Source organism: Pseudomonas sp. YeP6b (assembly GCF_025642995.1).
Classification (GTDB): domain Bacteria; phylum Pseudomonadota; class Gammaproteobacteria; order Pseudomonadales; family Pseudomonadaceae; genus Aquipseudomonas.
The window spans coordinates 5630944-5653614 of record NZ_CP080090.1; the positions used below are offsets into that span (position 1 = coordinate 5630944).

The following is a 22671-nucleotide window of genomic DNA, read 5'->3' on the forward strand; positions in this document are numbered from 1 at the left end:
TAAGGAATATCCGGACTTTTGCAAATGTCTTTTTCTGGCGCCTATCAGCGTGCCACTCAGATCTGCTATAGAGCCGTCGGTTAAAACGGCGAGTCAGCTCCCGCCAATGGCGGGTTTGCTGGAGATCCCACTTCCTTGTGGGTCGGAGCGCAAGCGTGCTTGCGCTCGAATACTTTACATTTTCGGCATGCCGCCGCCGGGCAACATACCGCCCATGCCGCGCATCATCTTGGCCATTCCGCCTTTCGCGGAGAATTTCTTCATCATCTTCTGCATCTGCTTGTGCTGCTTGATCAAGCGACCGATGTCCTGCACCTGGGTGCCGGAGCCCATGGCGATCCGACGTTTGCGCGAACCGCTGATCAGCTCAGGGTCGCGGCGCTCGGCCGGGGTCATGGAATTGATGATGGCTTCCATCTGCTTGAACTGCTTCTCTGCCGCGCCCTGGGCATTGCCCATTTGCGCCAGGTTCACACCGCCGATGTTCGGCAGCTTGTCCATCAGGCCGCCGAGGCCGCCCATGTTCTTCATTTGTTGCAGCTGGTCACGGAAGTCTTCGAGGTCGAAGCCCTTGCCCTTCTTCAGCTTCTTGGCCAGCTTGTCGGCCTTGTCTTTGTCGAGCGTGGCTTCGGCCTGCTCGATCAGGCTGAGCACGTCGCCCATGCCGAGGATACGCGAGGCGATCCGCTCAGGGTGGAACGGCTCGAGCGCGTCGCTCTTCTCGCCCATACCAATAAACTTGATCGGCTTGCCGGTGATGGCGCGTACCGACAGCGCGGCGCCGCCACGGGCGTCGCCGTCAACCTTGGTCAGGATCACGCCGGTCAGCGGCAGTGCGTCGCCGAAGGCCTTAGCGGTGTTGGCCGCATCCTGGCCGGTCATGGCGTCGACCACGAACAGCGTCTCGACCGGGTTGATCGCCGCATGCAGCGCCTTGATCTCGCCCATCATCTCTTCGTCGATGTGCAGGCGACCGGCGGTATCGACGATGACCACGTCGATGAATTTCAGCTTGGCTTCTTTAATGGCCGCGTTGGCAATGTCGACCGGCTTCTGGCTCAGGTCGGACGGGAAGAAGGTCACACCCACTTCGCCCGCGAGCATTTCCAACTGCTTGATGGCCGCCGGACGGTACACGTCGGCCGACACCACCATCACGGATTTCTTCTTGCGCTCTTTAAGGAAGCGCGCCAGCTTGCCGGCGGTGGTGGTCTTACCCGCACCTTGCAAACCAGCCATCAGCACGACGGCCGGTGGCACGGCGCTGAGGTTCAAATCTTCGTTGGCCGCGCCCATCAGGCTTTCGAGTTCGGCCTGCACGATCTTCACAAAGGCCTGGCCCGGGGTCAGGCTGCGGGACACTTCGGTGCCGACCGCACGCTCCTTGACCGAGTTGACGAAGTCCTTCACCACCGGCAAGGCCACGTCGGCTTCCAGCAACGCCATGCGTACTTCACGCAGGGTGTCTTTAATATTGTCCTCGGTCAGCTTGGCCTTGCCGGTTACGTGGCGCAGCGTCTGCGAGAGACGGTCAGTCAGGTTTTCAAACATGCGCGATCCTTTCAGGCCCTATTCATCGAAATGCATTGGTAGACCGAGGTAATGGCAGCCCAGGCTGTGGTAAATCGCTATTAAAAACAGCGCTCGGCGAGCCTGCGGCGTGGGCAGGTCGCGGATTATAGCGAAGACTGCGCCTGTGCACACCCGCTGTCTGGCCCGGGAGTCTTTCGTGCAGCGTTGGTGTGTGCCAAACTCAGCGCCTTTCGGGCTTGTCTATCAGGATTTATGGTCCCCTTGTCACCCAGTTTGCTACCCAGCCTCGCCGCCGCACTCTTGTATGCCGCTGCGACTCTCTATCAGGGCACTCGCCTGGCCCAAGGCACCAAGGCGGACAAACGCCTGCTGGTGAGCCTTGGCGTCGTGGCCCTGCTGGCCCACGCCGCCAGCCTGTTCACCCACCTAATGACGCCGGTTGGCCTGGGCCTGGACTTTTTCAGCGCCGCCAGCCTGATCGCTGCTGCCGTGATCGCGCTAACCCTGCTGGCCTGCTACCGCATTCCGGTGGAAAACCTGCTGGTGCTGCTATTCCCGCTGGGAATGCTGACGGTGCTGCTGGCGCAATTCACCCCGACCGGCACCGTGCAGGTGATCGACGAGGAGCCGGGCATCCTCGCCCACATCCTGTTGTCGATCCTGGCCTACGGCATGTTCACCATCGCGGTGTTCCAGGCGTTGCTCCTGCTGCTGCAGGACCACCAGCTTAAAAACAAGCACCCGTCCGGGCTGATCAAGAACTTCCCGCCGCTGCAAACCATGGAAAGCCTGCTGTTCGGTTTCCTGTGGGCCGGCTGGACCCTGCTGTCGCTGTCGCTGATTTCCGGCTGGCTGTTCGTCGAAAACCTCTTCGCCCAACACTTGGTGCACAAAACCCTGCTGGCGTGCCTGGCCTGGGTGGTGTTCAGCGTGTTGCTGTGGGGGCGTAACCGCCTCGGCTGGCGTGGGCACAAGGCGATCCGCTGGACCCTGGCCGGTTTCTGCCTGCTGATGCTGGCCTATTTCGGCAGCAAGCTGGTTCGCGAATACATCCTGCATATCTGACGGGCAGCGATCATGGACAACTTGCCCCTTGGGCCGATGCTCGCCGTAATCGCCTTGCTGGTGTTATGGGCGGCGCTGTTTACCGCCATCGAAGCCGCGCAACAACACTTGCTGGCCCTGCGCCCCGGTACACGCCAGGGCGACAAGGCCGCCGCCCGCCTGAACTTCCCGCGTCACAGCCTGATTCTGTGCAACAGCCTGTGTCGCGCCGCCGTGGTAATTCTCTGCACGCTGCTGGCGATCTACGCCTGGGCTTTGAACGGCCCGTGGCTCGGCTGGCTGATCTCCTGCGCAATCTTGCTGGTGCTCGCCGACTACCTGCCCCGCGCCCTCGCGGTTCGCCACCCGCAAGCCGTGCTGGGCTTTGGCAACACCCTGCTGGGCGTGCCGCTGAAAGTGCTCTACCCCGTGGCCTGGCTGCTCAATGGCATCAGCCTGTTGCTGCTGCGCCCGTTCGCGCGCAAATCCGGCGTGGTGAAAAAGAGCGACGAGCCGTTGCCTGACCATGACGACGAACCGGAGTCCGAGGCCGACGACAATCGCACGCCCGGTATGCCCGGCATCCATGCCCTCGACAACATCACGGTCAACGACATTCTGGTGCCGCGCAGCGAAGTGGACGGCATCAACCTGGATGACTCGATCGAAGAGATCATCGAGCAACTGCGCACCTCCCAGCGCACCCGCCTGCCGGTGTTCCACAGCGATATCAACCAAGTCGAAGCGGTGCTTAATACGCGGCAGATCCAGCACCTGCTGCCCGACGCCAGCCTGACCAAAGAAGCCCTGCTCGCCGCCTGCCACGAGCCCTACTTCGTCCCCGAAAGCACGCCCCTGCAACTGCAATTGCTGAACTTTCACAAGCAGCAGCGGCGCCTGGGCATGGTGGTGGACGAATACGGCGAAGTGCTCGGTATTGTCACCCTGGAAGACATCCTCGAAGAGATCGTCGGTGAATTCGAAAGCGATCAGGCGGCGGACAACCCCCATATCGAAGCGCAGCCGGATGGCCGCTACATCATCGACGGCGCCGCTTCGATCCGCGAACTGAACAAGAGCCTGGGCTGGCACCTGCCCAGCGACGGCCCCAAGACCCTCAATGGCTTGGTCACCGAGGCGCTGGAGACCATTCCTGACTGCGCGGTGTGCCTGAAAATCGGCCGCTATCGCCTGGAAATCCTTGAGACCGAGGACAACCGCGTGAGCAAGGTGCTGATCTGGCACACCAGCCGCGTGCCGGTCGCCGCATAACGTTCTGGCACAGCACACTCCAATGTGGGAGCAGGCTTGTGTGGGAGCTGGCTTGCCTGCGATGGCATCACCTCGGTACTCCTGATGCACCGAGGCGCCTGTATCACAGGCAAGCCAGCTCCCACATTTAGCTTATCTGCGTGCCAGCACCCCTTGTTGGATCCGCAACCCCCTTCCTATAATCGGCACGGCTTACCCAAGCCCCGCCCGACCGCGTGCTACCCGCACTCAGCGCGTCCAGGCACTGCGTTACCATGTCTTACCGGTGTTTGCTCCCATCCCGAGCCGCTCCGCCTACGCCCCTGATCCATGGGTGTTCGACCAATAATAATCCGCGTCCAAACGCGCAATGACCGTCAGGGATACCTCCATGAGCACCACCTATAACGAGGCCGCGACCGCCGCCCCGCTCAACTCGACCGCACGGGTCGCCACGGCGAGCATCGTCGGCACCGCCATCGAGTTCTACGATTTCTATATCTATGCCACCGCTGCGGCGCTGGTGATCGGCCCGGTATTCTTCCCGCAAACCTCCGGCACCGCACAGATGCTGGCGTCGTTCCTGACCTTCGGCATCGCCTTCATCGCCCGCCCGCTGGGCTCGGCGCTGTTCGGCCACTTCGGTGACCGTATCGGGCGTAAATCCACCTTGGTGGCATCGTTGCTGCTGATGGGCGTGTGTACCACCCTGATTGGCCTGCTGCCGGGCTATGACAGCATCGGCGCCTGGGCACCGATCCTCTTGTGTGTGCTGCGTTTCGGCCAGGGCCTGGGGCTTGGCGGGGAATGGGGCGGCGCGGCGTTGCTGGCCACCGAAAACGCGCCGAAGGGCAAGCGCGGCTGGTTCGGCATGTTCCCACAACTGGGGCCCTCGATTGGCTTTCTGGCGGCCAACGGGCTGTTCCTGATCTTGGCCATGAGCCTGAACGACGAACAGTTCCGCAGTTGGGGCTGGCGTATTCCGTTCATCCTCAGCGCCGCACTGGTGATGGTCGGCCTGTATGCACGCCTTAAACTGCATGAAACCCCGGTATTCGCCAACGCCGTGGCCAAAGAAGCCCCGGTGAAAGTGCCGTTGGTGGAGTTGTTCAGCCAGCATTGGCTACCGGTGCTGCTGGGCGCCGCGTCGATGGTGGTGTGTTATGCGCTGTTCTACATCACCACCGCGTTCTCCCTGAGTTATGGCGTGTCGACGCTGGGCTACAGCCGCGAGACGTTCCTCGGTTTGCTGTGCTTTGCGGTGCTGTTCATGGGCTTGGCTACACCGCTGGCGGCCTTGGCCAGTGACCGTTACGGGCGCAAGCCGGTGCTGATCGTCGGCGCGGTCCTGGCCATTCTGTCGGGCTTTACCATGGAGCCGCTGCTCACCCACGGTTCGACTTGGGCGGTGGCGTTGTTCCTGGCGCTGGAGCTGTTCCTGATGGGCGTGACCTTCGCCCCAATGGGCGCGATGCTGCCGGAGCTGTTCCCCACGCGCGTGCGTTATACCGGTGCTTCGGCGGCGTATAACCTGGGTGGGATCGTCGGGGCGTCGGCCGCACCGTTCTTCGCGACCAAGCTGGTGGCGATGGGCGGGCTGAGTTATGTCGGCGGGTATGTGTCGGCGGCAGCGTTACTCAGCTTGATTGCTGTGCTGTGCCTGAAAGAGACGCGGGATAACGATTTGAACAAGGTCGCCTGAGCGCAGATCGTTCCCACGCTCGGCGTGGGAACGCCTCTTGTGACGCTCCGCGTCACGCCTTGGGACGCAGAGCATCCGGGGCTGCATTCCCACGCAGAGCGTGGGAACGATCTGCGTGGGGTTACAGCTCTACAACAACAGCCTTCGAAGCACGAGTCGCCTTAGCCCGAGCCGCCTCAATCGACTCATCCCGCGCCAACGCCACACCCATCCGACGCTGACCATTAACTTCTGGCTTACCAAACAGACGCAACGCCGTGTCCGGCTCGCTCAAGGCCGCGCCGAGGTTGGCAAAGGCGGTCTGGGTCGACTGCCCTTCCACCAGAATCACCGCCGAAGCCGAAGGCCCGAACTGACGGATCAACGGAATCGGTAGGCCCAGGATGGCGCGAGCGTGCAGCGCGAACTGCGACAGATCCTGAGAAATCAACGTCACCAAACCGGTGTCATGCGGGCGCGGCGACACTTCGCTGAACCACACCTGATCGCCCTTGATGAACAATTCCACGCCAAACAGGCCACGGCCACCCAGGGCCTCGGTCACGGCTTTGGCAACCCGCTCGGATTCCGCCAGGGCAATCGGGCTCATGGCTTGCGGCTGCCAGGATTCCTGGTAGTCGCCCTTCTCCTGACGGTGGCCGACCGGCGCGCAGAAGGTGGTGCCACCGATGTGGCGTACGGTCAGCAGGGTGATTTCGTAGTCGAAGTCGATAAAGCCTTCGATGATCACCCGGCCTTTACCAGCACGGCCGCCTTCCTGGGCGTAATCCCAGGCTTTGCGCACGTCATCAGCGCTGCGCAGCAGGCTCTGGCCCTTGCCCGAGGAGCTCATCACCGGCTTGACCACACACGGGAAGCCCAGGTCTTGCACGGCCTTGCTGTAGTCTTCGAAGGTGTCAGCGAAGTGGTACGGCGAGGTCGGCAGGTCCAGCTCTTCAGCGGCCAGGCGACGGATGCCTTCACGGTTCATGGTCAGCGAGGTGGCGCGCGCGGTCGGGATCACGGTGAAGCCTTCGGCCTCCAGCTCCACCAGCGTAGCGGTGGCGATGGCTTCGATTTCCGGCACGATGAAGTGCGGTTTCTCGGCTTCGATCACGGCACGCAGGGCGGCGCCGTCGAGCATATTGATCACATGGCTACGGTGCGCGACCTGCATGGCCGGGGCGTTGGCGTAGCGATCCACGGCAATCACTTCAACGCCCAGGCGTTGCAGTTCGATTACCACTTCCTTGCCCAGCTCACCGCAGCCACACAGCAAAACGCGGGTCGCGGTTGGCGACAGTGGAGTTCCGATTCGGGTCATCTCAGGTCCTCAGGGGAGCGGATCATGGGGAGAAAGGCCGGCATTTTACATGAACTGTAAGAATTGGCCTCAGTTGGCGACGGCGCGTTTGCGCATACGCCAGGCCATGATCAGCCACACCACCGTGACCCCGGCGAATTTCGACACCAATGCAGTGCCCGCGACCGCCGGTGTCAGGGCACCGATCAGGCCGAAGAAAATGAAGGTATCGAGGGGAATGCTCAGCGCCGAACTTATCCACAGGCGATCGTGCAACGGGCGCTTGGTAATGCTGAAGACCAGCCAGTCAATGCACTCGGACACCGCAAACGCCGTGGCGCTGGCCAGGGCGATGGACGGGTCAGAGGTGATATACGACAGCACCAGCGCCGCCAGCATGGCGATGATTGCGCCATGGCCGAAGCGGGTTTGCACCATGTCCCGCAGGATAAACACCAGGCCACCCCAAGCCGACCAGATGACATCCAGGTGCGGGGCGGTGGAAAAGGCGAAGTTGATCAGCACGACGCTGCTGATGTAGGCGATCAGGAAGAGCATGGCGGATGGACCTGTGAGCAATCGGCACAGGTTACTTCACATTTGGAAATATGTCGTCTCGCCGGGCCTCATCGCAGGCAAGCCAGCTCCCACATTTTGGCCGCATTCCTACAGGTTCAACGCGGCCACCTGTGGGAGCTGGCTTGCCTGCGATAGCGGTGGTTCAGGCGCCCGATTTCCCCGGCATCATCCACACCAACCCACTTACTTTCGCCCGCTCATGGCACAACCCCAGCACCACCCGGCGCTCGGCATTGTCCATGCGGCTCCACCGCGTGATCTCATCCACCGTACGCTGGCAACCGGTGCAAACGTCGTCATCGTCCAGCGCGCAAATGTTCACGCACGGCGAGGCGACGGGGCGTTCAATCGGGTTCATTCTTCCTGCTCAACCAAATCGCGCGCATAGCGCTGCGCGTTATGCACATAGTGCGCGGCGCTGGCTTCGAGCATGCGTTTTTGCGCCTCGGTCAGCTCACGCACCACCTTGCCCGGCGAGCCCATTACCAGCGAACCGTCGGGAATTTCCTTGCCTTCGCCGATCAGCGAGTTGGCGCCGATGATGCAATGCTTGCCGATCTTGGCACCGTTGAGGATCACCGCGTTGATGCCGATCAGGCTGTAGTCGTCGACGGTGCAACCGTGCAGCATCGCGTTGTGGCCGATGGTCACGCCGGTGCCCAGGGTCAGCGGGTAGCCCATGTCGGTGTGCATCACGCTGCCGTCCTGCACGTTGCTGTTCTTGCCGATCAGGATCAGCTCGTTGTCGCCACGCAATACCGCGTTGAACCACACGTTGGCGCCCTCTTCAAGCTTGACCTTGCCGACCAGCGTGGCATTCGGCGCCACCCAGCTGTGCGGATGAGTCTCGACGCGGGCGTCGCCCAGGCGGTATTTCATGGTGTGTCCTCACGGCGGTGCCATTCAAACGATGGCTTACGTATTGATGAAGCTCTTGGGTGGCTGGTGCAGGCTGATCTTGGCGTCGTCATAGAGCAGGTTGATCAGCTCGACAATCATGATCGCCGTCAGCCCCCAGATCTTGTATTCGCCAAACCGATAGCTGGGCACATACCAACTGCGGCCCTGGTAATCGATGCGGTGGGTATGTTCGCGCGGGTCCTGGCGGAAAAACTCCAGGGGCACGCTGAACACGGCGGCGATTTCGGCGTCATTGGCCAGGTATTCGACGTAATCGGGGATAACACCGACATAGGGCGTTACACGAATGCCGTGCAAGGAGATCAGTGGGCTCAACGGGCCGATGACTTCCACCAGGCCGGGCGGCAGGCCGATTTCTTCTTCGGCCTCACGTAGCGCGGTAAAGATCAGGTCCGGGTCTTCGGGGTCACGCCGCCCGCCCGGGAACGCCACTTCGCCGCCGTGGGTCGACAGGCCGCTGGCGCGCAGGGTCAGGATCAGCTCAGGTTCGTCGCTGCGGGTGATTGGCACCAACACGGCGGCCTCGGGGAAACGCCCGTCAGTTTCAAGCCGATGAGGGGTGTGGTTGCTTACCCGGCGAAGTAGCTCGTCCAGCATGAGTCATCTCGGTCTGTTGGCTACCTTGCATCATGCACCAAAGCTGGCAGGCACCCAACCCCAAACCCTGCGCATGTCGCGAAACGACAACTTGCAGGGCCCTGCCCGCCAAGCCAAGATAGGCCCACTCTCCAGGAACCCCAGCATGAACTTCTGCAGCCAGTGCGGCAAACCGGTTACCCAGCGCATTCCCGAAGGCGACGCACGCCTGCGCTATGTGTGTGATCACTGCTCAACCATCCACTATCAGAACCCCAATATCGTCGCCGGCACCGTGCCGGTCTGGGGCGATAAAGTGCTGCTGTGCCGCCGTGCCATCGAGCCGCGCCTGGGTTACTGGACCCTGCCCGCAGGCTTTATGGAAAACGGCGAAACCGTGGAACAGGCCGCTATGCGCGAAACCTTGGAAGAAGCCTGCGCCCACGTGCGCAACCTGAGCCTCTACACCCTGATCGACGTGCCGCACATCAGCCAGGTGCATATCTTCTACCGCGCCGAACTGGTCGACCTGGACTTCGCCGCCGGCCCCGAAAGCCTTGAAGTGAAGCTGTTCGATGAAGCCGACATCCCTTGGTCAGAGCTGGCTTTCCGCACGGTCGGGCGTACCTTAGAATGCTTCTTCGCCGACCGTAAACAACAGCTGTTCCCGGTACGCAGCGAGTCGGTGCCGCCGATGACGCGGCCGGCCACATAACAATTCCAGGCAGCACCGTCTAACAAGGGAAACCGTTTTAATGCGTTGGTTGCTCGCTTTTATCTGCCTGTCGTTCGCTACCCTGTCTTCGGCCTCCACGGTGGAAACCCTGGGCGGCAAACCTGTCGAGAAAGTCCTGGTGCTCAAGTCGGCCCACCAGTTGCAGTTGATCAACGACGGTAAGCCGCTGAAGACCTATCGCATCTCGCTCGGCAAAAACCCCAAGGGCACCAAGCTGTTCGAAGGCGACCGCCGCACGCCGGAAGGCTTGTATTGGATCGACTGGCGCAAAACCAGCGACCGCTTCAACCTCGCCATGCACATCTCCTACCCGAATATCAGCGACTCCGCGCGCGCGCGCCGTGAAGGCGTGAAACCGGGCAGCATGATCATGATCCACGGCACCCCCGACACCGAGGAATACCCGGAGCAGTGGTTCCACACCCTGGACTGGACCGACGGCTGTATCGGCATGCGCAACGTGGACATGCGCGAAGTCTGGAACTTGGTCAAAGACGGCACCCTGATCGAGATTCGGCCGTAAACACCTACCGTTGGTAAAATAATCTGAAAATAATTCCTGCCTTTGGCAGCGCCTGCCGGTGAATACCAGTTCACCGCGCCGGGCTGCGTAGTTCTGCGCGCGATACAGACCTCTCTAATACCACTTGATACCAGGCACAAATAAAGCGCCCTAAAACCGGGTTCCGCACCGTTTTGGCAGCATTGACATGGTATTTAAGTGGTATTAATTTCCGGCCATTACCGGGCGACAACACTCCAATAACCGCATCGGAAACTTCACAGATGAACCCCATCCAGACGCTGCGCCCCGACGACAAACAATCCACGCCGCTGTACCTGCAACTGGCCCGCAACCTTGAAGCGGCGATCCATGCCGGCCAGTGGAAATCCGAGCAGGCCTTGCCCTCGGAACGTGCCCTCAGCGAGCAACTGAGCATCTCGCGGGTGACCGCGCGTAAAGCGCTGGAAGTGTTGTTTGCCCAAGGGCTGATTCGCCGCAGCCAAGGCTCCGGCACCTTTATCACACCGCGCCTGGAACAACCGCTGTCACGCCTGTCGGGCTTCAGTGAAATGCTGCGGCTCAAGGGGTTTGTGCCCACGTCCCAATGGCTGGAGCGCGACATCACCCCGCCGACCCACGAAGAGCTGATCCGCCTGTGCCTGTCGCCTACCGACAAAGTCGCGCGCCTCAAACGTCTGCGTAAGGCCGATGACACGGTGATGGCAATTGAAATGACCGCCATGCCCGCCTCGGTGCTGCCGCACCCGCAAGCCATCGGCAATTCGCTGTACGAATACCTGGAAAGCATCGGCAAGCCTATCGTGCGTGCCCTGCAGCATATCCAGGCGATCAACGCCTCGGATGAGTTCGCCAAGCTGGTGGGCATTGCCCCCGGCACCGCCATGCTGCTGATGACGCGGGTCGGCTACACCGCCGACAACACCCCGATTGAAATCACCGACACCTACTGCCGCAACGACTACTACGACTTCGTCGCAGAGCTGCGCCGCCACGACTATTGCGCCGAACTGCGAATTTAGAGAACTGCCCATGTCCGAAGACAATATCCTCACGCCCAGCGGCTGGATTCGCGGCCGCCTGGTGCACGAACACGGCAAGGTGGTCGCCATCGACGGCAAGCCGTGCGACCCGGCTGACAACGAGCTGCCCTACCTGCTGCCAGGTTTCATCGACCTGCACGTACACGGCGGTGGCGGCAAAGACATCATGGAAGGCGTGGCAGCCTTCGAGACCATCACTCGCACCCACGTGCGTTTTGGTACGACGTCACTGCTGGCTACCACCATGACCGCACCGGTGGACGAAATCACCCGCGTGCTCGGTGAGCTCGGCATTTTCTGTGAACAGCGCCCAACCGGCAGCGCTCGCGTACTCGGCGTACACCTGGAAGGCCCTTACATCAACCCAGGCAAACTCGGCGCCCAACCCAACTTCGCCCACACCGCGCTGATGGCCGAAGTGGAAGCCTACCTGCAATTGGCGCCGATCCGGGTGATCACCATCGCCCCGGAAATCGCCGGGCATGACGGCCTGATCCGCGCCCTCAGCCAACGCGGCGTGCGCATGCAGATCGGCCACACCCTAGGCAGCTATGAAGAAGGCGTCGCCGCCCTCGCCGCCGGCGCCACCAGCTTCACGCATTTGTATAACGCCATGAGCCCGCTGCATCACCGCGAGCCGGGCATCGTCGGCGCCGCCTTGGCCCACGCCAAGTACGCAGAGTTGATCCCCGATCTGCTGCACGTACACCCCGGCGCCATGCGCGTGGCCCTGCGTTCGATCCCGTGCCTGTACTGCGTCACCGATTCCACCGCCGCCGCCGGCATGCCCGACGGCGAATACAAGCTGGGCAGCCACACCGTGACCAAATGCCTGGGCGGCGTGCGCCTGGCTGACGGCACCTTGGCCGGCAGCACCCTGACCATGGATCAGGCGCTGCGCAACCTGGTGAAAATCGGCCTGCCCATCAGCGAAGCCTCACAACGCCTGTCGCAATTTCCTGCGGACTACCTGGGCCTGGAAGAACGCGGGCGCCTGCAACCCGGCAGCTTTGCCGACTGCGTGCGCATGGACCGCTCCCTGCACCTCACCGACGTAATGGTCGAAGGAGAAACCATTGACTTCAAAAATGCTTGAAGAGGCCCTGGCCTCTTGTGATGCCGTCGCGGCGCAACTGCAACGCCTGGACCCGATGCTCGAAGAGATCGCCGGACGCCTGCGCCGTCAGCCACCGCAAGTGGCGATGACCATCGCCCGTGGCAGCTCGGACCATGCCGCCAGCTACTTCGCCTACCTGGCCATGCAGCACGTGGGCATCCCGGTGGCGTCGTTGCCGATGTCGGTGGTGACCTTGTTGCAAGCACCGTTGAAGGTCAGTGGGCAGGTGGCGTTTGGTTTCTCGCAGTCGGGGCAAAGCCCGGACCTGGTCAACAGCCTGCGCCTGTTGCGCAAACGCGGTGCCCTGAGCATTTCGCTGGTCAACGCCGAAGAGTCACCGCTGGAAGCCGCCTGCGAATTCCACCTGCCACTGTGCGCCGGGCCGGAACTCAGCGTGGCCGCGACCAAAAGCTTTATCGCCACCCTCAGCGCCAGCGCGCAGTTGATCGGCCACTGGAACCAGGAAGCCGACTTGCTGCAAGCCTGCCGCGCCCTGCCCGATGAATTGCGGGCAGCGGCCAAACAGGATTGGAGCAGCGCCATCGAGGCCTTGCGCGGTTGCCAGCAATTGATGGTGATCGGCCGTGGCGCCGGTTTTGCCATCGCCCAGGAAGCTGCGCTCAAGCTCAAGGAAACCTCGGCGATCCAGGCCGAAGCCTTCAGCAGCGCCGAAGTGCGCCACGGGCCGATGGCCCTGATCGACGAGAACTACCCGCTGCTGATATTCGCCCCACGCGGTGCCGAACAGCCCGGCCTGTTGAGCCTGGCCGCCGACATGCGCCAACGCGGCGCCCGCGTGCTGCTGGCTGCGCCGGACGATATCGCCGAACGCGACCTGACCCTGAGCCGCGCCGAACACCCAAGCCTGGACCCAATCCTGGCGATTCAAAGCTTTTACGTAATGGCCGCTGGCCTGGCTCAAGCCCGGGGCATGGACCCGGACCAGCCGCGCCACCTGAGCAAAGTTACCCGCACTCACTGAGTCGCGTTTTCCTGATGAGTACCGTGCCCATGTCCAACAACAATAATGAATTGACCCTAAGCGCCCCACTCAGTGGCCCGGTGCTGACCCTGGGCAACGTTCCCGACGAAGTGTTCGCCAGCGGCGCCATGGGCGACGGTATCGCCATCGACCCGCTCAACGATTGCCTGCACGCCCCCTGCGACGGCGTGATCATCCACGTCGCCCGCACCGGGCATGCTGTAACCATTCGCGCCGAGAACGGTGCCGAGGTGCTGATGCACGTGGGCATCGACACGGTGGAGCTGAATGGCGAAGGCTTTGCGCTGCTGGTGAAGGAAGGCGCACGGGTGAGCAAGGGCCAGGCCCTGGTGCAGTTTGACCTGGACCGGATTGCGCGCCAGTGCAAAAGCCTGGTCAGCCTGATTATCCTGACCAATGGCGAGCGCTTCGAGCTGCGGCCGGTGGCAGGAAAAACCGTCAAGGTCGGTGAGCCGTTGCTGCACATCGTGGCGCGCTCGGCGGCAACGGCGCAGGCGGTTGTGGATAACTCGGTCACCGAAGTCCGCGCCAGCGTGCGCATTACTCACCGTGGTGGTTTGCATGCGCGCCCCGCCGCGCTGGTCCGCAAAACCGCCCAAGGGTTCAGCAGCCAGGCGCAGCTGCACTTCGCCGGCAAATCCGCGCCGTGCGACAGCCTGATTGGCTTGATGGGGCTGGGGATCGGTGAAGGCGACGAGGTGCGCGTCACCTGTCGCGGCAAGGATTGCGAGGCGGCGTTGCAGGCGTTGGTTGCCGCGCTGTCCGTGGCCGTCAGTAAAGAACACCACGCGCCGGTGGCCGTGGCTCCGCGCCGTGCGAATACCGAAGTCGGTGTGTTGCAAGGCGTATGTGCTGCACCGGGCCTGGTGTGTGGGCCGTTGTTCCGCCTTACCGGTATTGAACTGCCGGCAGACGCCGGCAACCACTCGGCCGACGAACAACTGCAACGGCTGGACACGGCCCTTGAGCAAGTGCGCGGCGAGATCCGCAACACCTTGGACCACGCCCGCCAACGCAAAAATATCGAAGAAGAAGAGATCTTCGCCGCCCACCTCGCCCTGCTGGAAGACCCGGCCCTGCTGGAAGCGGCCACCGCCGCCATCGAACACGGCAGCGCCGCCACCCACGCCTGGCGCGATGCGATCCAGGCGCAATGCGCGGTGTTGCTGGCGTTGGGCAAACCGCTGTTCGCCGAGCGCTCCAATGACCTGCGCGACTTGCAACAGCGGGTGTTGCGCGCACTGCTGGGCGAGGCCTGGCACTTCGAGTTGCCTGCCGGGGCGATTGTCAGCGCCCATGAACTGACGCCATCCGACCTGCTGCAACTGAGCACGCAACAGGCCGCTGGCATCTGCATGGCCGAAGGCGGCGCCACCTCCCACGTGGCCATTTTGGCCCGCGGCAAAGGCTTGCCTTGTGTGGTGGCGTTGGGCGCAGACGTGCTCGATGTGCCGCAAGGCCAGCGCGTGGTACTCGACGCGGTCAATGGGCGCCTGGAACTTGCGCCCAGCGACGCGCGCCACGCCGAAGTGCACCAGATTCGTGATGCACAGAAACTGCGCCGCCAGCAACAGCAAGCCCAAGCGCAGGAACCGGCGCGCACCACCGATGGCATCAGCATCGAAGTCGCCGCCAATGTCGCCTCCAGCGCCGAGGCCCAAGTGGCGTTTGAAAACGGCGCCGATGGCGTCGGCCTGTTGCGCACCGAATTCCTCTTCGTCGACCGCCGCACCGCGCCGGACGAACAGGAACAGCGCCAGGCCTATCAAGCCGTGCTGGATGCTATGGGCGACAAGGCAGTGATCATCCGCACCATCGACGTGGGCGGCGACAAGCAGCTCGACTACCTGCCACTGCCCGTGGAGGCCAACCCGGTGTTGGGCTTGCGCGGTATTCGCATGGCCCAGGTGCGCCCCGAATTGCTCGACCAGCAGCTGCGCGCGCTGCTGCAAGTCAGCCCGCTGGAACGTTGCCGCATCTTGCTGCCGATGGTCAGCGAAGTGGATGAACTGCTGCAGATCCGCCAGCGCCTGGATGAGTTGTGTGCCGAGCTGGGGCTGACCCAGCGCCCGGAGCTGGGCGTGATGATCGAAGTACCCGCCGCCGCGCTGATGGCCGAGCAGCTTGCGCTGTATGCAGACTTCCTCTCCATCGGCACCAATGACCTCTCCCAGTACACCCTGGCCATGGACCGCGACCACGCAGGCCTCGCCGCACGGGTCGATGCCTTACACCCGGCGCTGCTGCGGTTGATCGCACAGACCTGCGCCGGTGCAGCCAAACATGGGCGTTGGGTGGGTGTTTGCGGTGCCCTCGCGTCCGACCCGTTGGCCACGCCAGTGCTGATCGGCCTGGGCGTCAGCGAGCTGTCGGTGAGCCCGCCGCAAATTGGAGAAATCAAGGACCGCGTCCGCCACCTGGACGCGGCTCAATGCCGGCAACTCAGTCTGGGCCTGCTCGACCTGAGCAGCGCGAAGGCGGTTCGCCAAGCCTGTCAACACCACTGGCCGCTGAGCTGACAACAACAAGAAAAAGGGAGACACGCCATGTACCAACATTTTATCGAAGGCTTACAACGCCTGGGCCGCGCGCTGATGCTGCCGATCGCGATCCTGCCGATCGCCGGCCTCTTGCTGCGCCTGGGCGACACCGACTTGCTCAACATCGCGGTGATGCACGACGCCGGGCAAGCGATCTTCGCCAACCTGGCGTTGATCTTCGCCATCGGTATCGCCGTGGGGTTTGCCCGCGACAATAACGGCACGGCAGGGTTGGCCGGGGCGATTGGTTACCTGGTGATGGTCTCCACGCTCAAGGTGATGGACACCAGCATCAACATGGGCATGCTCGCGGGTATCGCCAGCGGCTTGATGGCCGGTGGGCTGTACAACCGCTTCAAGGACATCAAGCTGCCGGAGTACCTCGCTTTCTTCGGCGGGCGACGGTTTGTGCCGATCGTCACCGGCTTTTCGGCGGTGGCCCTGGGTGTGATCTTCGGCCTGATCTGGCCGCCGATCCAGCACGGCATCAACAGCTTCGGCGTGCTGCTGATGGAAAGCGGCAGCTTCGGCGCCTTCGTGTTCGGCGTGTTCAACCGCCTGCTGATCGTCACCGGCCTGCACCATATCCTCAACAACATGGCGTGGTTCGTGTTCGGCACCTTCACCGACCCGGTGACCGGCGCCGTGGTGACTGGCGACCTGACCCGCTACTTCGCCGGCGACCCCAAAGGTGGCCAGTTCATGACCGGCATGTTCCCGGTGATGCTGTTCGGCTTGCCCGCCGCGTGCCTGGCGATGTACCGCAACGCCCTGCCGGAACGCCGCAAAGTCATGGGCGGGATTTTCCTGTCGATGGCGCTGACCTCGTTTTTGACCGGCGTGACGGAGCCGATTGAGTTCGCGTTCATGTTCCTTGCGCCGTTTTTGTACCTGATTCACGCGGTGCTTACCGGCCTGTCGATGGCCGTGACCAATATGCTCAACATCCACCTCGGTTTTACCTTCTCCGGTGGCTTTATCGACATGGTGCTGGGCTGGGGCAAGTCCACCAACGGTTGGCTGGTGTTCCCCGTCGGCTTGGCTTACGCGCTGATCTACTACAGCGTGTTCAACTACTGCATCCGCCGCTTCAACCTCAAGACGCCTGGGCGTGAAGACATCCAGGTGGTGCAGGCCGAGGCGATGAGTGATAACCAGCGGGCCAGTGCATATATCCGTGCGCTGGGCGGTGCGGCTAACTTGCTGAGTGTCGGCGCCTGTACCACGCGCCTGCGGTTGGACATGGTGGATCGCAACAAGGCGGTAGATGCGCAGCTTAAAGCCCTCGGCGCCATGGCCGTGGTACGGCCGGGTAATGGCGGGAGCTTGCAGGTGGTGGTCGGGCCGATGGCCGACAGCATTGCCGATGAGATCCGCCTGGCGATGCCATCGTTTGTTGCCGCTGCACCTGTGACGGTCGCGCCTGTGGATAAGCCAGTTGCAGTGAATGTGCAAGAAGCCGAGAAATGGCTGAGCGCTTTGGGTGGTCGAGGGAATGTACGGCAACTGGACGCCGTGGCGATGACCCGGCTGCGGGTGGAGTTGGGGGATGATTCGGTGTTGTCAGAAGCTGAACTCACGGCGCTGGGCTGCCAGGGTGTGAGCCAGCTGGACAGCGGTGTTTGGCACCTGTTGATTGGTGACAAGGCATCGGGGTTGGGTGAGGCGCTGGAGCGGTTGGTCAGTGGCCGTGAGGTCGGCGTCAGGGCGTAAATCATCACGGCCTGAAGTGGCCTCATCGCAGGCAAGCCCGCTCCCACATTTTGATCCGTGCCCGACTTGGCAATGCGGTCGAATGTGGGAGCGGGCTTGCCCGCGATGACGACCGTATAGCCAACAAAAAACCCGCTGACCGAACCGGCCCAGCGGGTTTCTTTTATTCACAACCGGCGGATCAACAACCCAGCCGCATCACTTCGCCGCGATGCACTCGATTTCCATCCGGGCATTCCAGGCCAGTTCGGTACCACCGAACGCGCTACGCGCCGGGTAGGGCTTTTTGAAATACTCTTTGTACACTTCGTTAAAGGCTGGCCATTCCTTGATGTCGGCCAGAAAAACCGTGCACTTGACCACATCCTTCAGCTCATAGCCGTTGGCCTTAAGCGTGGTCTTGATGTTTTCCAGGGCCTGCCGGGATTCCGGCACGATACCGCCTGACACCACTTTGTCGGAACCGTGCGCGTCGCCGATTTCCCCGGCGGTGTAAAACACATTGCCTACACGTACGCCATCGGAGAATGGCAGGTCGAAACGCCCTGAATCATAGAACTGGACGTTACCCTTGGCCTTAACCTCGGGTTTGCCGGCCCACGCACCACCGGCTCCAATCAACATTGCCGCCAGAGCACTGCCTGCGATCCACTGGTTTTTCTTCATGTAGGAACACCTTCTCGACTGGGTCTAAGCCCGAGACATCCACGCGCCCGCCGATGCGGATGCGCTGTCTCGAAGCACCTGCGCGGCACACTACCGTCGCTGGCGACTTAGCCTCTGTAGGGGGTTTCTGTTTTCCAGGCACAAAAAACCCGCTGTCCGTGAAGGCCCAGCGGGTTTCTCGTTTCACCGCCGTCGGATCAAAAATCCGCCAGCTGCCACACCTCATACGCCGGTGTCTCGTAGGGATGGCTGAGTTTCAACGCAGCTACAACCGCCACGATCAACTCATCCGCCACCACCAGCTCAACTTTCCATTCTTCCAGCACTTCAACCTGGCCGACTTGCCCGATAAACGGCTGACTGCCGTCCAATGCGCGAAATTGGCCCTGGCCCAGCACTTGCCAGGCGCAGCTGTCGTAGTGGCCGATGCGCCCGCCGCCTGCGGCGAAGACGGCGGTTTTCACCGTCTCAACAAAGCTTTCGGGCACAAAAAAGCTGAGCTTGTACACCGCCTTAGTTCACCCACACGCGCGCGTTGCGGAACATGCGCATCCAGGCGCCGTCTTCGTTCCACTCTTCCGGGCGCCATGAGTTCTGCACAGCGCGGAATACACGCTCCGGGTGCGGCATCATGATGGTCACGCGGCCGTCGCGGCTGGTAAGGCCGGTGATCCCGCGCGGCGAGCCGTTCGGGTTGGCCGGGTAGCTTTCGGTGACCTTGCCGTGGTTGTCGACGAAACGCATCGACACGCAGCCGGACAGGTCGGCTTCGAGCAGGGCTTCTTCGCTTTCGAACTCGGCATGGCCTTCACCGTGGGCGATGGCGATTGGCATGCGCGAACCTGCCATGCCTTGCAGGAAGATCGAGTTGGATTCCTGCACCTGCACCATGGCGACACGGGCTTCGAACTGCTCGGAACGGTTACGCACAAAGTGCGGCCAGAACTCGCTGCCTGGGATCAGTTCGCTGAGGTTGGACATCATCTGGCAACCGTTGCACACACCCAGGGTGAAGCTGTCGTTGCGCTCGAAGAAACCTTGGAACGCATCACGGGCACGGCTGTTAAACAGGGCCGACTTGGCCCAGCCTTCACCGGCACCCAGCACGTCGCCGTAGGAGAAACCGCCGCAGGCCACCAGGCCTTTGAACTCGTTGAGGTCAACGCGACCGGCGAGGATGTCGCTCATGTGCACGTCGATCGCATTAAAGCCGGCACGGTCGAACGCAGCCGCCATTTCCACCTGGCCGTTGACGCCCTGCTCACGCAGTACCGCCACTTGTGGGCGAATGCCTTTTTTGATGTAAGGCGCGGCGATGTCCTGGTTGACGTCGAAGCTGAGCTTGGTGCTCAGGCCCGGGTTGTCTTCTTCCAGGATCACGTCGAATTCCTGCTCGGCGCAGTCGGCGTTGTCACGCAGGCGTTGGATCTGGTAGCTGGTCTCAGCCCACTGGCGCTGCAGCAAGCGGCGCTGGCCGGCAAACACCGTATCGCCATTAAAGGAGATATTGATTTCACCGTTGTTGATCGGCTGGCCGATCACCGCCACGCAGTCGTCCAGGCCAGCAGCGCTGAACTGTGCGAGTACGTCTGGGGTAGCGTCCTGACGAACCTGGATCACGGCGCCCAACTCTTCGTTGAACAGGATGCCGTTGATTTCGCGAGCATCCTCGGCAACGCTGTCGAGCACGATGTTCAGGCCGCAGTGACCGGCAAACGCCATCTCTACAACGCTGGTCAGCAAGCCGCCATCGGAACGGTCGTGGTATGCCAGCAGGTGGCCGTCGGCATTCAGGCCCTGGATCACGGCGAAGAAGGCTTTCAGGTCTTCGGCGTCATCCACGTCCGGCGCGTGCTTGCCGAGCTTGCCGTGGGTTTGCGCGAGGATCGAGGCGCCCATGCGGTTCTGGCCACGGCCCAGGTCGATCAGGATCAGATCGGTGGTGCCCTTGTCCATGCGCAGTTGCGGGGTCAGGGTCTGGCGAATGTCAGTGACCGGTGCGAAACCGGTAACGATCAGCGACAGCGGCGAGGTAACGCTCTTGTCGGTGCCGTCTTCGTTCCAACGGGTGGCCATGGACATCGAGTCCTTGCCCACCGGAATGGTGATGCCCAGTTCCGGGCACAGCTCCATGCCGACAGCCTTGACGGTGTCGTACAGGCGCGCGTCTTCACCCGGGTGGCCGGCAGCGGACATCCAGTTAGCCGACAGTTTGATGTCGGACAGCTTGCCGATGCGCGACGCGGCGATGTTAGTGAGCGTTTCACCAATGGCCATGCGGCCCGACGCCGGAGCGTCCAGCAGGGCCAGCGGCGTGCGCTCGCCCATCGCCATGGCTTCACCGGTGTACACATCGAAGCTGGTGGCGGTGACGGCAACGTCGGCCACCGGCACTTGCCATGGGCCAACCATTTGGTCACGGGCAACCAGGCCGGTGATGGTGCGGTCGCCGATGGTGATCAGGAAGCTTTTGCTGGCAACCGCCGGGTGGTGCAGCACGCGTTCGATGCTGTCGGCCAATTCCAGTGCGCTTGGGTCGAAATCATCGCCCAGCTCGGCTTCACGTACCGCCGAACGGTGCATGCGCGGGGCTTTGCCCAGCAGCACTTCCAGTGGCATGTCGACCGGGCTGTTGCCGTAGTGGCTGTCGGTAACCGTCAGCTGCGGCTCAGCCGTGGCTTCGCCAACCACGGCAAACGGGCAACGCTCGCGTTCGCAGATGGCCTGGAAGCGCGCGAAGTCTTCAGGGCCAACGGCCAGAACGTAGCGTTCCTGGGATTCGTTACTCCAGATCTCGTGCGGGGCCATGCCCGGCTCGTCGTTTGGAATGTTGCGCAGTTCGAAACGACCACCGCGCTCGCCATCGTTGACCAGTTCCGGGAAGGCGTTGGACAAACCACCCGCGCCGACGTCGTGGATGAAGCTGATCGGGTTCTTGTCACCCAACTGCCAGCAACGGTCGATAACTTCCTGGCAACGGCGTTCCATTTCAGGGTTTTCGCGCTGTACGGAAGCGAAGTCCAGGTCAGCCGAGCTGGTACCGGTGGCCATGGAAGAGGCTGCGCCGCCGCCCAGGCCGATCAACATCGCCGGGCCGCCGAGCACGATCAGCTTGGAGCCGACCAGAATCTCGCCTTTCTTGACGTGTTCTTCACGGATGTTGCCCATGCCGCCGGCCAACATGATCGGCTTATGGTAGCCGCGCACTTCATCGCCACGCGGGGTGGTGATGGATTGTTCAAAGGTACGGAAATAGCCGGTCAGCGCCGGGCGGCCGAACTCATTGTTGAACGCGGCGCCGCCCAGCGGGCCTTCGATCATGATGTCCAGCGCGGTAACGATGCGCTCAGGCTTGCCGTACGGCACTTCCCACGGCTGTTCGAAGCCCGGGATCTGCAGGTTGGACACGGTGAAACCGGTCAGGCCAGCCTTTGGCTTGGCGCCACGGCCGGTCGCACCTTCGTCGCGGATCTCACCGCCGGAACCGGTGGCTGCGCCCGGGAACGGGGCAATCGCGGTCGGGTGGTTGTGGGTTTCAACCTTCATCAGGATGTGCACCGGCTCCTGCACCGCGCCGTACTGGCGGGTTTCAGGGTCCGGGAAGAAACGGCCGGCGACGGAGCCGACGATCACCGAGGCGTTGTCTTTATAAGCCGACAGAACGCCTTCGCTGTGCATCACGTAGGTGTTCTTGATCATGCCGAACAGGCTTTTTTCCTGGCTCTGGCCGTCGATATCCCAACTGGCGTTGAAGATCTTGTGACGGCAGTGCTCGGAGTTGGCCTGCGCAAACATCATAAGCTCGATGTCATGCGGGTTGCGCGCAAGGCCGGTGAAGGCGTTGACCAGGTAGTCGATCTCGTCTTCAGCCAGGGCCAGGCCCAGTTCGGTGTTGGCCTTCTCGAGGGCGGCGCGGCCACCGCCAAGCACATCAATCGCGGTCAGCGGTTTGGGCTCGGCATGGCTGAACAGGCCGGCAGCCTGTTCCAGCTGGCTGACGATGATCTGGGTCATGCGGTCGTGCAGGCTGCTGGCGATCAGCTCGGCTTCGGCATCGCTGAACTGGCCAGCGACGTAGAAAGCGATACCGCGCTCCAGGCGCTGGATTTTTTCCAGGCCACAGTTGCGGGCGATATCACTGGCCTTGCTCGACCAGGGCGAGATGGTGCCGAACCGTGGCAGAACCAGGAACAAGCGGCCGTTAGGCTCTTGAACGGGAACGCTTGGGCCGTACTTCAGAAGGCGTGCCAGCACTTGCTGTTCGTCGGCGGTCAACACGCCGGTAACGTCGGCGAAGTGAGCAAATTCAGCATACAAGCCTGTAACCGCTGGAACCTTTTGGCTCAGTTGCTCAAGGAGTTTGCTGTGGCGAAAGGCAGAAAGGGCAGGAGCGCCGCGCAGGATCAACATCTTCGGGACAGCCTCGGGAAGGGGTGTGCTTT

19 protein-coding genes are annotated in these 22671 nt (G+C 62.3%); 10 read left to right on the plus strand and 9 right to left on the minus strand.

Going from position 1 to position 22671, the window contains the following annotated elements:
• Positions 1–174: 174 nt before the first annotated feature.
• Positions 175–1551 (minus strand): signal recognition particle protein, encoded by a 1377-nt coding sequence (gene ffh / locus KZH41_RS25425; RefSeq protein ID WP_010207982.1) that lies wholly within the window; start codon positions 1549–1551, stop codon positions 175–177.
• Positions 1552–1785: 234 nt separating this feature from the next.
• Between ffh and KZH41_RS25430 the strand changes: the two genes are divergently transcribed.
• The 3 genes from KZH41_RS25430 (at position 1786) to KZH41_RS25440 (ending at position 5530) form a co-directional block, all read left to right on the plus strand.
• On the plus strand, positions 1786–2598 hold the full coding sequence (locus KZH41_RS25430; protein ID WP_406979764.1) for an inner membrane protein YpjD: 813 nt from the start codon (positions 1786–1788) through the stop codon (positions 2596–2598).
• 12 nt (positions 2599–2610) lie between these two features.
• Positions 2611–3849, plus strand: coding sequence for a transporter associated domain-containing protein (locus KZH41_RS25435; RefSeq protein ID WP_263273928.1), 1239 nt, complete (start codon positions 2611–2613; stop codon positions 3847–3849).
• A 370-nt stretch (positions 3850–4219) separates the two neighbouring features.
• Positions 4220–5530 carry an MFS transporter gene (locus tag KZH41_RS25440; protein ID WP_094951942.1) on the plus strand — a complete coding sequence of 437 codons (1311 nt, stop codon included), beginning with the start codon at positions 4220–4222 and terminating at the stop codon, positions 5528–5530.
• Positions 5531–5651: 121 nt separating this feature from the next.
• Here the strand turns inward: KZH41_RS25440 and purT are convergent, their stop codons facing one another.
• From purT to KZH41_RS25465, 5 genes are all read right to left on the minus strand, one after another.
• Positions 5652–6833 (minus strand): formate-dependent phosphoribosylglycinamide formyltransferase, encoded by a 1182-nt coding sequence (purT, locus tag KZH41_RS25445; RefSeq protein ID WP_094951941.1) that lies wholly within the window; start codon positions 6831–6833, stop codon positions 5652–5654.
• 69 nt (positions 6834–6902) lie between these two features.
• Complete coding sequence (locus KZH41_RS25450; RefSeq protein WP_056858699.1) at positions 6903–7370, minus strand: VUT family protein; 468 nt, start codon at positions 7368–7370, stop codon at positions 6903–6905.
• Positions 7371–7533: 163 nt separating this feature from the next.
• A complete protein-coding gene (locus KZH41_RS25455; RefSeq protein ID WP_263273929.1) occupies positions 7534–7749 on the minus strand; it encodes a DUF1289 domain-containing protein in 216 nt (71 codons plus the stop codon).
• A complete protein-coding gene (locus tag KZH41_RS25460) occupies positions 7746–8270 on the minus strand; it encodes a gamma carbonic anhydrase family protein (RefSeq protein WP_071485746.1) in 525 nt (174 codons plus the stop codon). Before KZH41_RS25460 ends, KZH41_RS25455 begins: the two co-directional genes overlap by 4 nt.
• Positions 8271–8306: 36 nt before the next feature.
• Positions 8307–8909, minus strand: a complete 603-nt coding sequence (locus tag KZH41_RS25465) for a CoA pyrophosphatase (protein WP_094951938.1) — start codon at positions 8907–8909, stop codon at positions 8307–8309.
• A 145-nt stretch (positions 8910–9054) separates the two neighbouring features.
• On the opposite strand from KZH41_RS25465, the gene KZH41_RS25470 reads away from it, so the two are divergent.
• From KZH41_RS25470 to nagE, 7 genes are all read left to right on the plus strand, one after another.
• Positions 9055–9603, plus strand: a complete 549-nt coding sequence (locus tag KZH41_RS25470; protein ID WP_094951937.1) for an NUDIX hydrolase — start codon at positions 9055–9057, stop codon at positions 9601–9603.
• 40 nt (positions 9604–9643) lie between these two features.
• Positions 9644–10147, plus strand: coding sequence for a L,D-transpeptidase family protein (locus KZH41_RS25475; RefSeq protein ID WP_094951936.1), 504 nt, complete (start codon positions 9644–9646; stop codon positions 10145–10147).
• Between the two features lie 263 nt (positions 10148–10410).
• Complete coding sequence (locus tag KZH41_RS25480) at positions 10411–11169, plus strand: GntR family transcriptional regulator (RefSeq protein ID WP_094951935.1); 759 nt, start codon at positions 10411–10413, stop codon at positions 11167–11169.
• A gap of 10 nt (positions 11170–11179) precedes the next feature.
• Positions 11180–12286 carry an N-acetylglucosamine-6-phosphate deacetylase gene (gene nagA / locus KZH41_RS25485; protein WP_263273930.1) on the plus strand — a complete coding sequence of 369 codons (1107 nt, stop codon included), beginning with the start codon at positions 11180–11182 and terminating at the stop codon, positions 12284–12286.
• Entirely contained in the window at positions 12267–13289 is a 1023-nt protein-coding gene (locus KZH41_RS25490; RefSeq protein WP_094951933.1) for an SIS domain-containing protein, read from the plus strand. The genes nagA and KZH41_RS25490 overlap by 20 nt, the downstream gene beginning before the upstream one ends.
• Before the next feature lie 29 nt (positions 13290–13318).
• On the plus strand, positions 13319–15829 hold the full coding sequence (gene ptsP / locus KZH41_RS25495; protein ID WP_263273931.1) for a phosphoenolpyruvate--protein phosphotransferase: 2511 nt from the start codon (positions 13319–13321) through the stop codon (positions 15827–15829).
• Positions 15830–15856: 27 nt separating this feature from the next.
• Positions 15857–17563 (plus strand): N-acetylglucosamine-specific PTS transporter subunit IIBC, encoded by a 1707-nt coding sequence (gene nagE / locus KZH41_RS25500; protein WP_263273932.1) that lies wholly within the window; start codon positions 15857–15859, stop codon positions 17561–17563.
• A 198-nt stretch (positions 17564–17761) separates the two neighbouring features.
• Here nagE and KZH41_RS25505 read toward each other — a convergent pair whose 3' ends face one another.
• The 3 genes from KZH41_RS25505 to purL form a co-directional block, all read right to left on the minus strand.
• Complete coding sequence (locus KZH41_RS25505) at positions 17762–18229, minus strand: Rid family hydrolase (protein ID WP_242152370.1); 468 nt, start codon at positions 18227–18229, stop codon at positions 17762–17764.
• Positions 18230–18426: 197 nt separating this feature from the next.
• Positions 18427–18738, minus strand: a complete 312-nt coding sequence (locus tag KZH41_RS25510; RefSeq protein ID WP_263273933.1) for a YqfO family protein — start codon at positions 18736–18738, stop codon at positions 18427–18429.
• Between the two features lie 4 nt (positions 18739–18742).
• Complete coding sequence (gene purL / locus KZH41_RS25515; protein WP_094949454.1) at positions 18743–22639, minus strand: phosphoribosylformylglycinamidine synthase; 3897 nt, start codon at positions 22637–22639, stop codon at positions 18743–18745.
• Positions 22640–22671 lie beyond the last annotated feature (32 nt).

What these genes read in the sequence shown, in the direction of transcription:
- ffh (WP_010207982.1), bottom strand. Translation starts at nt 1,551, where the DNA reads ATGTTTGAAAACCTGACTGACCGTCTCTCGCAGACGCTGCGCCACGTA.
- KZH41_RS25430 (WP_406979764.1), top strand. Translation starts at nt 1,786, where the DNA reads ATGGTCCCCTTGTCACCCAGTTTGCTACCCAGCCTCGCCGCCGCACTC.
- KZH41_RS25435 (WP_263273928.1), top strand. Translation starts at nt 2,611, where the DNA reads ATGGACAACTTGCCCCTTGGGCCGATGCTCGCCGTAATCGCCTTGCTG.
- KZH41_RS25440 (WP_094951942.1), top strand. Translation starts at nt 4,220, where the DNA reads ATGAGCACCACCTATAACGAGGCCGCGACCGCCGCCCCGCTCAACTCG.
- purT (WP_094951941.1), bottom strand. Translation starts at nt 6,833, where the DNA reads ATGACCCGAATCGGAACTCCACTGTCGCCAACCGCGACCCGCGTTTTG.
- KZH41_RS25450 (WP_056858699.1), bottom strand. Translation starts at nt 7,370, where the DNA reads ATGCTCTTCCTGATCGCCTACATCAGCAGCGTCGTGCTGATCAACTTC.
- KZH41_RS25455 (WP_263273929.1), bottom strand. Translation starts at nt 7,749, where the DNA reads ATGAACCCGATTGAACGCCCCGTCGCCTCGCCGTGCGTGAACATTTGC.
- KZH41_RS25460 (WP_071485746.1), bottom strand. Translation starts at nt 8,270, where the DNA reads ATGAAATACCGCCTGGGCGACGCCCGCGTCGAGACTCATCCGCACAGC.
- KZH41_RS25465 (WP_094951938.1), bottom strand. Translation starts at nt 8,909, where the DNA reads ATGCTGGACGAGCTACTTCGCCGGGTAAGCAACCACACCCCTCATCGG.
- KZH41_RS25470 (WP_094951937.1), top strand. Translation starts at nt 9,055, where the DNA reads ATGAACTTCTGCAGCCAGTGCGGCAAACCGGTTACCCAGCGCATTCCC.
- KZH41_RS25475 (WP_094951936.1), top strand. Translation starts at nt 9,644, where the DNA reads ATGCGTTGGTTGCTCGCTTTTATCTGCCTGTCGTTCGCTACCCTGTCT.
- KZH41_RS25480 (WP_094951935.1), top strand. Translation starts at nt 10,411, where the DNA reads ATGAACCCCATCCAGACGCTGCGCCCCGACGACAAACAATCCACGCCG.
- nagA (WP_263273930.1), top strand. Translation starts at nt 11,180, where the DNA reads ATGTCCGAAGACAATATCCTCACGCCCAGCGGCTGGATTCGCGGCCGC.
- ptsP (WP_263273931.1), top strand. Translation starts at nt 13,319, where the DNA reads ATGTCCAACAACAATAATGAATTGACCCTAAGCGCCCCACTCAGTGGC.
- nagE (WP_263273932.1), top strand. Translation starts at nt 15,857, where the DNA reads ATGTACCAACATTTTATCGAAGGCTTACAACGCCTGGGCCGCGCGCTG.
- KZH41_RS25505 (WP_242152370.1), bottom strand. Translation starts at nt 18,229, where the DNA reads ATGAAGAAAAACCAGTGGATCGCAGGCAGTGCTCTGGCGGCAATGTTG.
- purL (WP_094949454.1), bottom strand. Translation starts at nt 22,639, where the DNA reads ATGTTGATCCTGCGCGGCGCTCCTGCCCTTTCTGCCTTTCGCCACAGC.